Raw genomic sequence first — 12,402 nt, 5'->3', positions numbered from 1 at the left:
GCCTGCATGTCTTGATGCTGGTCTCAGTAATGTGGCGGACGTTCATCCCCGACGACAACGCCGCCACTTTGCGAAGCGTCCCGTTCCCCTTCACGCTGCATCAGCATGTGCACCCGACGGTTGAGTGTCACGATTTCTTCAGCCTGTTGGGCCACGATGTCCGAAAGGTCTTCGACCATCCGCGTCAGGTGGGCCATGTCTTCTTCAAGTTTGTTCATGGATTGGTCTTTCAGCGCTACACGGTTGTGTCGCTTATCGCATAGTCTCGTAGAACAGCAACCTGAACCGGCGCTTCACAGTTGCCCCTGAACACCGCCTGCGGTAGAGCCTGACCCGTGTCAACGGACAGGAACCAATGATGGCAAAGCCCAAGAAAACCCCGCGCCCCAAGGCAGAAACGCCAAAGGGCTTTCGCGACTATTTCGGCACTGAGGTCACTCAGCGCGCAGAAATGCTGCAAGCGATTGCCGGAGTGTATCATCGGTACGGCTTTGACGCATTGGAAAGCAGCGCAGTTGAAACTGTGGAAGCTTTGGGCAAATTCTTGCCTGACGTGGATCGTCCCAACGCGGGTGTGTTTGCGTGGCAAGAGGATGGCGAAGGCGAAAAGCCCGGCGATTGGTTGGCGCTGCGGTACGACATGACGGCCCCTTTGGCGCGTGTTTACGCGCAGCACCGCAATGACCTGCCCAACCCTTACCGTCGATACACGATGGGGCCGGTTTGGCGCAATGAAAAGCCCGGCCCAGGCCGTTTCCGTCAGTTTTATCAGTGTGATGCAGACACCGTCGGCACAGCGTCCATGGCTGCAGATGCAGAGATTTGCGCGATGTTGTCGGATACGTTGGAAGAAGTCGGCATTCCGCGCGGGGACTACATCGTACGCATCAACAACCGCAAGGTGTTGAACGGCGTCATGGAAGTGGCCGGCGTTCTGGATCCGTCTGATCCGGATAAATTCGCCCATGAACGCGGCATTGTTTTGCGGGCCATCGATAAACTTGACCGTTTGGGGATGGAAGGGGTGCGCGCACTTCTTGGCGAAGGTCGCAAAGATGACAGCGGCGACTTTACCGATGGTGCGGGTCTCACGGACGCGCAGGCCGACACGGTCATGGGGTTCATGCAGGCAAAACGCGACACAGGGGCTGCCACCGTGGCCCGTCTCTATGAGCTGGTTGAAGGGTCCGAGACTGGCAAAGCGGGTGTGGGTGAATTGGAAACGATGGCAAGCTTGTTGGATGCAGGCGGCTACCATGCGGACCGGATCGAAATTGATCCGTCGGTTGTGCGCGGCTTGGGGTACTACACAGGTCCTGTGTACGAGGCTGAACTAACCTTTGAAATTCTTGACGAAAAGGGCCGCAAGCGCAACTTCGGGTCCGTTGCTGGCGGCGGGCGATACGACGATTTGGTCAAGCGCTTCACCGGTCAAGAGGTTCCTGCAACGGGGGTCTCCATAGGCGTTGACCGGTTGCTTGCCGCTTTGCAAGCCAAGGGGCGCATGCAATCGACCAATCCCGGCCCTGTTGTTGTGACGGTTATGGACCGTGACAGGATGGCGGACTATCAGGCAATGGTTGCGGAACTGCGTCAGGCGGGCATCCGCGCCGAGGTCTATCTTGGCAATCCAAAGAACTTTGGAAACCAGTTGAAATACGCAGACAAACGCGCGTCACCCGTGGCCATCATCGAAGGGGGCGACGAAAAGGAGCGCGGCGTTGTGCAAATCAAGGACTTGATCCTTGGCGCCAAGATCGCGGAAACGGCGACCCATGAAGAATGGAAAGACCGCCCCAGCCAATTCGAAGTGCCACGGGCCCAGATGCTGGCCAAAGTCCAAGAGATTCTGAACAATGCGTAACGTCCGTATGCGCGCGATGGAACTGCGTGCAACTTTCGAAATGCAGGGGGCGACTGTGGTCGAACCTCCTGTGTTGCAACCTGCCGAAACGCTTTTGGACCTGTATGGCGAGGACATTCGTGCGCGGGCCTATGTCACGTCGGATGCGCTAAAAGGCGAACAGATGCTGCGCCCTGATTTCACGGTGCCTGTCGTGCAGATGCATATGTCTGACGGTGCAGAGCCCGCGCGTTACACCTATGCGGGTGAAGTGTTTCGCCGTCAGGAACATGATCCGGAACGCAGCAGTGAATACATGCAAGTGGGCTACGAGGTCTTTGACCGAACGGACCCCGCCGCCGCCGACGCAGAAGTCTTTTCGTTGATATCTCAAAGTGTTGCGCATTTGAATACACATGTGGCAACTGGCGACATCGGCATTTTGATGGCAGCCGTGCAAGGTTTGAACACCACCCGCGCCCGCAAAGATGCGTTGATGCGGCACATCTGGCGCCCGCGCCGGTTTCGCGCCCTGCTGGACCGCTTTTCGGGGCGTGTTTCGGTGCCCGCGTCGCGCGTTGCTTTGTTGCGCGGCGAGGGGACGGTGGATGCACCAAACATTGGTCTGCGCAGTGCCGCCGAGATTGAAGCACGCATTGCCGCTTTGCACCAAGACGCCGCCGCCGCACCGATTTCTCAGGCGGAGATGGAAGTCATTGATGCGTTGTTGAAGGTTCGCGAAACAGTACCTTACGCATTGCAACAATTGCGCGATTTGGCCGTTGATATGCCTGCGATTTCGTCAGCTGTGACCGGATTGGATGCGCGGTCCACTGCGATGGCGTCACGCGGAGTGGACGTAGATAACTTGCCCTTCGAGGCCAGCTATGGGCGCACGTCGATGGAATATTACGACGGATTTGTGTTCGGGATCTATGCAGACGGGCACCCTGAACTGCCGACTTTGGCCAGTGGTGGGCGCTATGATGCTTTGACCCGGCGGCTGGGGCAGGGGGCTGAAATTCCGGCGGTCGGTGCCGTGTTGCGCCCCGGATTGATCGCGGAACTGGAGGATGCGGCATGATTAAGTTGGGCGTGCCATCCAAAGGCCGGTTGATGGAAAAAACCTTTGACTGGTTTTCCGAACGCGGCATCGTCTTAAGCCGTACTGGATCGGACCGTGAATATGCCGGTCGTGTCGAAGGCATTGATGGTGTGGCTTTGGTTTTGTTGTCTGCGGGCGAAGTGCCACGGGAACTTGCATCGGGAAATATCCATTTTGGCGTCACAGGCACGGATCTTGTGCAGGAAAAACTGCCGCTCTGGGAACAGCAAGTGGCCCCCGTTGAAGAGATGGGGTTTGGCCATGCAGATTTGATCATGGCAGTGCCACAATGTTGGGTCGACGTGGACACTCTGGACGATCTGGATGCCGCCGCCTCTGCGTTTCGTGCGACCCATGGCATGCGCCTGCGGATCGCCACCAAGTACCATCGCCTTGTGCGCGATTTTCTGCGCAATGCAGGCGTCGCAGATTACGCGTTGGTCGACAGCCAAGGGGCCACTGAAGGCACGGTTGCCAATGAGACGGCTGAAATGATCGCGGACATCACCAGTTCTGGTGAAACACTGCGCGCCAACCATTTGAAAATACTGTCAGACGGATTGGTGTTGGCGTCCCAAGCGACGCTGTGGAAATCGCGTGTCGCACATGTTGACGAAGCCGATCGTGCTGTTTTAGCGGCGTTTCTGGAAACGGTCAGCGCCGGATTTGACGATCACGTTTAACAGGCGTCTTTGATTGGGGTGGGCCGGCATCGTTGGCGGCCCACCTGTCCATTTATTGCGATTTTGCTGATCCGCTGGCGGATTGCACCTTCAGCTTCCAACCTTCGATGATCGTGCCTTCCGTTTTCAATCGGCTCGCCAGATAGTAAAGGCGCTGCGTTGCGGGCTGGTTTGGCGCGGTCTCAAAGCGTTGCTTTAGATAGTAAGGCGGGATCGCTTGCGAATAGAGGGTCGCCGTCACTGTGACCTCCTTTGCATTCACGCCTTTTGGCACCTTGATCTGGTAGGTCGTGCGGTCAGAACCGTCCCCGAAATCGGCATCCATTTTAGCTTTCCCTTCGGGAAGGGTCGCTTTCATAAAGGCCGCTGTGACTTCGCTGTCTCCAAATTTCGCAATGAATTCAGGTGTTCCCGGCTTCAACGCGCCCTTTGGTGGCAGTCGATTGTCTTTGGGGTGGTAGACACGGTGCACAAAGCTTGTGGTGAATTCGAGCTCTGCATTCTGGGTCAGTTCCTCGTAGATTTGCACTTGGTCCTGATCGTCGATCACGGTGTAATGCGGCTGGAACAATGCTTCTTTTGCACCAGCAGGAACGTGATCCAGAAACTCTGTTTTCAAGGGCTTCTTATCCGCACCCAATATCACACCTGCGTCATTCGAGCAGCCCGAACACCAGATCACTTTGCCATCCTTTGAGGTTGCTTTTACCTCAAGGAAAGCACGACGGAAGCCGACACCTGACGGCAAACGGTGCCCTGTTTTGTTGGTCACGTTGACATGGGCCACAACACCGCCATCGCCCATTTCGACCTCGATCCCGACGTCGGCCGTTTCATCGCGCGCTTGCAGCGCTATTGTGTCCAACGACAACTGTGCGCCGTTCGTGGCCGATGTCATGGGGTCAGTATAGCCCATGCCCAATTCTTCGCTGAACTGACTTAGCATCGAAACCATGTAGGCGTTTAAACCGACAAAGTTGTGGCGTTTGTAGTCTTCGCGGAAAGGAACCGTGATGTCCTTTGTCGGCAACAGATTGTCGACGTCTGGCAGGTTGCTGTCCTGAATTGAGGCGATTTGGGTGGTGATGCTGTCGATCTTGATCTCGCCGTCAACGGTTTCGAAGTTCCCTTTCATATGGCAATCCTGACAGGACTGCCCGGTGCCCTCTTCATTAAAGACAGAGTTCACCCATTCGATGTATGTCGCCTGTTCGACAGAGTGTTGGAAATCCAGCAGTCCTTCTGCAAACGTGGTGCCGTATTCGTCTTTCAAAAAGGCTGCACCGTTCTTTGCAGCATCGTTGAATACCTTTTGATCGGCTTCCGAATACCCTTCCAATGGTTTGGTTTTGTCAGCATCAACATTGGGCAAATTGATTGTATGGCATGCCCCACACATCTGGCTGTCTTTAACATACTCGTTAAAGACAGGGGTGATCCCCATCGCATTTTGCATTGGTTTGACAGCGACATCCTTGAACGGTCCGCCCAATTCGTCAGCGTCCGTTAAGCGGAAGACGCCTGTCGTGCCATTCATGAGATAGGTGTCGAGGGTGTTGTAATCGGGCTGCCCTGCGGCTTGTTCGGGCGGCGCGATATGGTGGCAGACAGCACATGAAATACCTTCACGGCCCAGGTTACCGTATTGATGGTAATCGAAGACGCCTGCATCCTTCTGCTTTTGTTCCTCGGAAGCTGTCAGTGGATCATGCAGCAACGTATAGGCCACTTTGAAATCGTTGGCATTCAAACCCTTATCGGGGTTTTCGTGGGCGTCGATGCTAAGCTGTCGTTGGCCCATTGCTGCGTGGCATGACAGGCAAGTCGTCCCAAGATTGGAGGACAGGTCGCCCACACCGGCCTTTTCCAGAAGCGCGAATTCGCTTTCAAGCTGTGCGTAGAAAATCGGGTCACGCCCGGCCAAACCCATCGGGGACCAACGCCATTCGCCATATTCGGAAATGTTGTAACCTGTCCCATAGTCGGGGCCGGTTTGAATAAACATAGTGTTGCCGTAAGGCGCACCGCCAAGGCCGCCGTGACAGCCGACGCAATTGTCCGACGTTAAGAAGTGTTGCGAGTCGTTGGGCCTTGCAGGCACATGGTCCAACCATTGGCTGGGCAAGCGCTGCACGTTGTCAGGGTTGATGTTCACCCCGCCTGTCGGTTTGAACATAGCCAAAAATGTCGGATTTTGTTCGGTTGGTGAAACCGGCGCTGTCTTGGCACTTTTTTGGGCGGACTTTTCACTGTGGAAATAGTCCTCGATCAGGGCCGTTTCGCCTGCGCCACCCGCAGGGCGTTGCCATTTGGGCAAGTTGAATGGACCTTCGGGGAAGTTTTTCAGTTTGCGCCAGCTTTCATCGACGCGGAAGATGAAAGGCTGACCGGGATAGCCTTCGACGTTGTCCAAAGCGGAAAATATCAGTTCTTCCGCGGCTGAGGCATGGCACCGCATGCACGTGCCGTCGCCCGCAGACCCCGTTGGTGGGGTGTAGGGATACTTGCTAAAGTCGTCGATGGTGGCGTCTTGGTCGACGGAGGCAAAAAACCAGCCGCCGTGGGACACAGCGCTGTCTTTGACCATCACCGTCCAGTTCAACCCGCCGTCTTTGCGGATATACTTCAACATTTCCGCTTCAACCGTGTCCGGATCGTCGGGATGCAAGTACGTCAGCATGTCGCGGTATTCGTTGTAGATTGCAGACGGGGGCGTTGCCATTTCTTTGATCACGATCGCGCCGTCTTTGACCGTGCCTTTGCGTCCGCCCTCAAGCCAATCGATGATCTCTGGCGAATAGTACATGCGCACAGCGGGATGGACGCCGTAATTTGTATCAAGAACAAAGGGACCCGTATCGCGCCATGATTTGTCGCGCACCCACTTTAGCTCCGCGAAGTCGCGATTTGCGATAAACGGATAAAGCTGCGCTTCGTAGTCCAGCAAAGGCAAAGCAGATGGCAAGGGCAAACCAGAAGCTGACGAATCAGCTTGGGCGCGCAGCGGGGCAAAGGCAAAAACGACCGAACACAAAAATACTGTGGCTGTGACAGCTATAAAACGCTTCATGGCAAAATTCCTCAATCTATGAGGGTATCCTGCGACATTTTGTCAGTTCGATCAAGAATTTTTGATCAGTTTTTACGTTCGAACCCCAGAGAAACGCGCCTGCCAGGTTTCGCGGTCTTCGTCGCTGATTTTGGCAAAACTGACGTCCGGGACGGTAAACGCATGGCCGACACCCAGAGCATTGAGCGCTTCAGCGACATCTGTGGGCCATGCCGCGTCTGTCGCGTTCATCGTCGCCAACAGATCTGCACCGGCATCGGGGATAAAAGGCTGCGACAAAACGGCGTAAAAGCGGATCAGGTTCAAAGCCAGTCGGATTTGTGCTGCGGCTTGGTCGGGGTCTTCTTTGAATGTTGACCAAGGGGCAACCGTTTGGAGGTATTCGTTGCCTGCAGCCCACATTGCGCGCAATTCAGCGGCTGCTTTACGCACTTCTATGGCGTCCATGTGGGACTGATACTGCGCCAGTCGTTTTTGCAGATCCGCAATCAGTGCGGCTTCAACATCGCCGTAGGCTCCGCCCGCAGGAACAGTTTCGTCAAATTTGGAACGGCAGAATTTCGTGACTCGGGACACGAAGTTGCCCAAAACGTCGGCCAGGTCTTTGTTCGCGGTCTGTTGGAACGTTTCCCACGTGAATTCGCTGTCAGAGCTTTCTGGCGCGTTGCTGAGCAAATACCAACGCCAATAGTCGGCAGGCAACAGTTCGAGCGCTTGATCCATGAAGATCCCGCGCCCTTGGCTGGTGGAAAATTGCCCGCCGTCATAGTTGAGAAAATTAAATGATTTCAGGTGGTCGACCATCTTCCACGGCTCTTTCGACCCTAGGATTGTGGCCGGGAAGCTCAGCGTGTGGAACGGAACGTTGTCTTTGCCCATGAACTGCGTATAGCGCACGTCGTCGGCGCCTTTGTCGGTGCGCCACCAGCGTTCCCAATCGGCTTGCGCCAACCCTTGGGCGTCGGCCCATTCACCAGCACAAGCGATGTATTCGATGGGGGCGTCGAACCAGACATAAAAGACTTTGTCTTCCATGCCGGGCCAATCCTGATCACCGTTTTTCACCGGAATGCCCCAATGCAAATCGCGCGTGATGCCACGGTCGCGCAGGCCGTCACCGTCATGCAGCCATTTCTTGGCAATGGACGTCGTCAGAACAGGCCAGTCGGTTTTGCTGTCGATCCAAGCATCCAGATCGTCCTTCAACGCGGATTGACGCAAAAACAGGTGTTTGGTTTCGCGTACCTCAAGGTCGGTGGATCCTGAAATGGCAGAACGCGGTTCGATCAGGTCGGTAGGGTCCAGCTGCTTGGTGCAGTTTTCACATTGGTCTCCCCGCGCCTTGTCATAGCCACAGTTCGGGCATGTGCCTTCGATGTAGCGATCCGGCAAGAACCGCCCGTCTGCATTGGAATAGACCTGCTTTTCGCTGACTTCTTTGATCAGCCCATTGGCTTGCAGCGCACCTGCAAAATGCTGGGTCAATGTGTGGTTCTGTGGGGACGACGACCGCCCGAAGTGATCAAAGGACAGGCGGAAACCCTTGGCGATTGCAGCCTGCACGTCGTGCATTTCTGCACAATAGTCCTCGACGGGTTTACCTGCTTTCGCGGCTGCCAATTCCGCTGGCGTGCCATGTTCATCCGTTGCGCATAAAAACAGCACTTCGGCCCCGCGTGCACGTTGGTAGCGTGCGAACAGGTCTGCGGGCAGTTGGCTGCCAATCAGGTTGCCCAGATGTTTGATCCCGTTGATGTAGGGGATTGCCGAGGTGATGAGATGCCGTGTCATAGCCGTTGCCTTTTGTGCGCGTTGGCGATGCTTTATCAGGGCATTGCGGTCAGAGTACAGTGCCTAGGGCCACAAGAAGCTATCCTTCACCTAGTCATCGTGTGGCTTGCGGATCAGTTTTGTTAATCGCCCAACCAGAAATGAGGTGCGCGGTGCGTAGATATAGCGCGTGCGTGTGTCCGGCGTTGGCCGGGCCCGCATCCGTGTCAGCCCGTAAAGCACCAAAATGGCGTGACCCGAGGCAATCATAATGAACAAGGCAGGTGGTCCGAAACTGTTGATCAACACAGAAGCAGCATAGGGCGCTGCAATTGCTCCCAGTGCAAAATAGAACATCAAAGCCGCGGACAATTCGACCCGTTCGGAATCGCTTGCGAAATCGTGGGCATGGGCTGCGGCCACAGAATAGATCGGGAAAGATGTAAGTCCAAAGAAAAACGCCGTCATCATAATTCCGGACGTTCCAAGCCCGGTGGCGAAGGCGGTCACGGCGCAGCTGGCAATTGCGGCAACCGACAACCAAATCAACACCCAGCGACGATCATATTTGTCTGCAAGCCAACCCACCGGATATTGGGCCACAGCACCCCCCAGAACGAAAGCGGCGAGAAAATAGCCGATTTGCCCGGCGCTGAGGCCGACTTCCTGACCGTAGAGCGGACCCACCATGCGAAAGGATGCGCTGGATAAGGCGGCCACAACAACACCGGCTGCCGCCAAGGGGGAACGCTGAAAGGCCAGTTTCGGGCGCAATCGCGGGGCCGATGGCGTGTCGGGTTGGGGCACTTTGGTCAGCGTCAGTGGCAAAAGGGCGGCGCAGCAGAAAATGGCGAGGATATTGTATGACACGTAGCTGGCGGGACTTAGGACGCCGATCATCAACTGCGCCACCAACGATCCACTCATGTCGATCACACGGTATGTGCCCATGGCACGACCCCGTGTTTCATTGGTGACTTTGGCCTGCAGCCATGCTTCGATGACGGTGTAACACCCCGCCACACAAAGACCTGATGCGATGCGCATGATAGCCCAGGCATAGGGGTTCACGACCAGCATATGCGCCAACAGCCCGATGGCACCCGTGGCGGTAAAGGCCGCAAACGCACGGCTGTGCCCCACGCTGCCCATCAATCGGGGTGCCCACCAGCACCCGATGAAAAATCCCAGAAAATGCGCCGACCCCAACATGCCGATTTCTTGGGTCGAATACCCCAATACGCTGCCTGACAACGCGTCCAGCGGGCCAACACCACCGGAACTCAGTTGCAGCAGAACCGCGGAAAAAAATAGGGCAGCAAAGGAAATGATCAAACGCATGATATCCCTACCATGGGCCTTGCGGCGTCATTCGCCTATTGGGAATTCGACGTTGTGGCGTCGTTTTTGCAACAACTGCAAAAACGGGGGTGGTTTTTTTCAGGATGCCGCGCGGATTTCCGCGTCAATGTCCATGCGTACGGTGTCCGCAACAAGGTCTTGGTAGCCGTTGATGCCGAACGTTTTGCGGCTTAGCGATCCGCGCATGCGAATGGTCAACGCGCTTAGATCATGCGCGGCACTCCCTTCGGGGCGAAAGACGGATGTGTCAAAGCGGATGCTGTGTGTCACGCCACGCAGGGTCAAGTCGCCGGTTATGACTGCGCCTTTTGATATGCTGCCTTGTGGCCCCAACCGCACAGAAGTTGTGACAAATCGGGCATTGGGATGGGCCTTTGCATGCAGCATTGATGCGCTTTTAAGCGCCTCTGTTGCAAAGATAAGCCCGGTTTTTGCACGACGCACATTCGCAGAAACTTCAACGCGCGACGCCGCTAGATTGTCAGGATCGATGCTGATTTGACTGGCGTTGACGGGAACAGTGCCACGGTGTTCGGTACCGGACAGTAAAAAGCTGTAGGTGATCTTTGCGCCCTTGGGGCCGATCACATATGGCTTTGGGGCCGCCCAAGCCCGGGTTGCGATAAACGGCGCAGGAAAAAGACCTGCTATAGCGGTTTTCAAAAATGTGCGACGTTGCATGTGTCATCCCTTTGGGTTTCATACAGAACCTAGCATGGGACAACGCGTATCGGGACAGTCTTCACAAACTGTTGTTTTGGCGTCAACGCACCGAATGGCGCGTTATGCGGCTTGGATACTGGTGGGGGTGGCCTGTTTCGGACCTTGGGTGATTGTCCAGCTTTTCTGGGGGGCACGACGGGCACGCAAACGGTCCAAGCGCCAGGACTGCAAAGGGGCTGCATGTTGCGCTGTCAACGCCCAGCGCGTTTCAACACCCTGTGCGCCCCCCTCTCCGGGGGTCAGAAGCAACCCAAGCGGGGCGTGTGTTCTGTTTTGCCCGCCTGTTTCGGCAGCAAGATGGATGCGCCGCACTTGTGTAAGACCGGGCAGCCCCGGCACATCGGCAATCGCCAAATCAACAGCACCGGACCGCATGGCTTCTTCCATGCTCCATAAGATGTCCTCGGGGCGGCGGGGCGTCACAAAGATCAGACGCGCGGGGTTCACGATGTCCGCAACACCGCAGGCATGCAGGCGATCTGTGTTCCATTCAGGTGTAATCCAAAGGACAGGACCCTTGGTTCGGGCTGCAAGCCACAAACCGAATCTTTGCCGTGCTGTGCCGCAGGCTTCGTGCAGGCGACCATAGGGCAACGACATATCCGTGGCCGCCGCCAATAGTTGCAGCCCGCAAGGCGCGGGCGTCGCAGCGTTTGAATGTAAAGAAGACGCAGATACCATGACGCGATTATATAGATATTCATGCTTTGTTCTCAAGTTTATTCTTTGGGAACTTGCTTGCGCTAAAGCTGTTGAACGCTAGGGTTTGGAAAACCGACAAAAGGACACTGCCATGAAAATGAAACAGCTGGGACGCTCTGATATCGAAGTTTCCGAACTGTGCTTGGGCTCTATGACGTGGGGCACGCAAAACACGGCCGAGGAAGCGCATGATCAGATTGATTTGGCTTTGGAACATGGCGTTAATTTCATTGATACGGCTGAAATGTATCCTGTAAACCCGGTCGCGGAACGCACAGTTGGGCGAACGGAACGTATCATCGGGTTGTGGTTCGAAAAGACGTCCCGACGGTCCGATGTGGTGTTGGCAACCAAGCATTCAGGGCAAGGGTTGGGGATCGTGCGCGATGGTGCACCTATTTCCGCCAAAACGATTCCCGAAGCCGTGGAAGGGTCGCTGCGTCGTTTGAAAACAGAATACATCGATTTGTACCAATTTCATTGGCCCAATCGTGGCAGCTATATGTTCCGTAAAAACTGGACATATGATCCATCCGGCCAAAACCGCCAAGACACAATCGCGCACATCGAAGAAACTTTGGACGCTTTGCAAAAAGAAGTGAAACGCGGCACAGTTCGTGGCTTTGGTCTTAGCAATGAAAGTGCGTGGGGTACGGCGCAATGGTTGGCCGCGGCAGATCGGATGGGCGGCCCCAGAGTTTTGAGTGTCCAAAACGAGTATTCTTTGATGTGCCGGATGTTTGACACCGATATGGCAGAGCTTTGTGTGAACGAAGATGTTGGTTTGCTTGCCTTCTCGCCCTTGGCGACGGGTCTTTTGACCGGCAAATACCAAAACGATGCCATCCCTGAAAAATCACGGATGTCCTTGAACGGGGATCTCGGAGGGCGCAAAACGCAACGCGCTTTTGAAGCTGTGGATTTGTATCTGAAAATAGCAAAGAAACATGGGCTGGACCCCACACAAATGGCTTTGGCTTGGTGTTTGACGCGACCTTTCATGGGCAGTGTGATTTTTGGGGCGCGTGCAAAAGGGCAATTGAAGATCGCTTTGGGGGCTGCGGATGTGACGCTTAGCGATGAGGTGCTAAAGGAGCTGGACGTGGCAAACCAGCTTTGCCCGATGCCGTTTTAGGGGTTTGAT

The 12,402-nt window shown here is 55.5% G+C and carries 10 protein-coding genes; 4 read left to right on the top strand and 6 right to left on the bottom strand.

The annotated features are described in order from the left end of the window. Nucleotides 1–23 precede the first annotated feature (23 nt). Nucleotides 24–218: a SlyX family protein gene (locus tag ASD8599_RS14970; protein WP_108829273.1), complete on the bottom strand. Its 195-nt coding sequence runs from the start codon at nt 216–218 to the stop codon at nt 24–26. A 140-nt stretch (nt 219–358) separates the two neighbouring features. Between ASD8599_RS14970 and hisS the strand changes: the two genes are divergently transcribed. The 3 genes from hisS to hisG are packed head-to-tail and all read left to right on the top strand — an operon-like array spanning nt 359 to nt 3,631. Further along, nucleotides 359–1,864 (top strand): histidine--tRNA ligase, encoded by a 1,506-nt coding sequence (gene hisS / locus ASD8599_RS14965; protein WP_108829272.1) that lies wholly within the window; start codon nt 359–361, stop codon nt 1,862–1,864. After that, nucleotides 1,857–2,927, top strand: a complete 1,071-nt coding sequence (locus tag ASD8599_RS14960; protein WP_108829271.1) for an ATP phosphoribosyltransferase regulatory subunit — start codon at nt 1,857–1,859, stop codon at nt 2,925–2,927. The genes hisS and ASD8599_RS14960 overlap by 8 nt, the downstream gene beginning before the upstream one ends. Next, nucleotides 2,924–3,631: an ATP phosphoribosyltransferase gene (gene hisG / locus ASD8599_RS14955; protein ID WP_108829270.1), complete on the top strand. Its 708-nt coding sequence runs from the start codon at nt 2,924–2,926 to the stop codon at nt 3,629–3,631. The genes ASD8599_RS14960 and hisG overlap by 4 nt, the downstream gene beginning before the upstream one ends. A 52-nt stretch (nt 3,632–3,683) precedes the next feature. Here the strand turns inward: hisG and ASD8599_RS14950 are convergent, their stop codons facing one another. The 5 genes from ASD8599_RS14950 to ASD8599_RS14930 form a co-directional block, all read right to left on the bottom strand. Continuing rightward, entirely contained in the window at nt 3,684–6,701 is a 3,018-nt protein-coding gene (locus ASD8599_RS14950) for a hypothetical protein (RefSeq protein WP_108829269.1), read from the bottom strand. A gap of 72 nt (nt 6,702–6,773) precedes the next feature. Beyond that, a complete protein-coding gene (gene metG / locus ASD8599_RS14945) occupies nt 6,774–8,528 on the bottom strand; it encodes a methionine--tRNA ligase (RefSeq protein ID WP_281261566.1) in 1,755 nt (584 codons plus the stop codon). A gap of 54 nt (nt 8,529–8,582) precedes the next feature. Next, nucleotides 8,583–9,812: an MFS transporter gene (locus ASD8599_RS14940; protein ID WP_108829267.1), complete on the bottom strand. Its 1,230-nt coding sequence runs from the start codon at nt 9,810–9,812 to the stop codon at nt 8,583–8,585. 99 nt (nt 9,813–9,911) lie between these two features. Further along, nucleotides 9,912–10,514, bottom strand: a complete 603-nt coding sequence (locus tag ASD8599_RS14935) for a YceI family protein (protein ID WP_108829266.1) — start codon at nt 10,512–10,514, stop codon at nt 9,912–9,914. Nucleotides 10,515–10,616: 102 nt separating this feature from the next. Then, nucleotides 10,617–11,156 carry an ImuA family protein gene (locus ASD8599_RS14930; protein ID WP_181364504.1) on the bottom strand — a complete coding sequence of 180 codons (540 nt, stop codon included), beginning with the start codon at nt 11,154–11,156 and terminating at the stop codon, nt 10,617–10,619. Nucleotides 11,157–11,349: 193 nt separating this feature from the next. Between ASD8599_RS14930 and ASD8599_RS14925 the strand changes: the two genes are divergently transcribed. Further along, complete coding sequence (locus tag ASD8599_RS14925; RefSeq protein WP_108829264.1) at nt 11,350–12,393, top strand: aldo/keto reductase; 1,044 nt, start codon at nt 11,350–11,352, stop codon at nt 12,391–12,393. Nucleotides 12,394–12,402 lie beyond the last annotated feature (9 nt).

The sequence above is a fragment of the Ascidiaceihabitans donghaensis genome (genome assembly GCF_900302465.1).
Lineage (GTDB): Bacteria > Pseudomonadota > Alphaproteobacteria > Rhodobacterales > Rhodobacteraceae > Ascidiaceihabitans > Ascidiaceihabitans donghaensis.
This window is presented reverse-complemented; position numbering and strand designations above follow the sequence as displayed.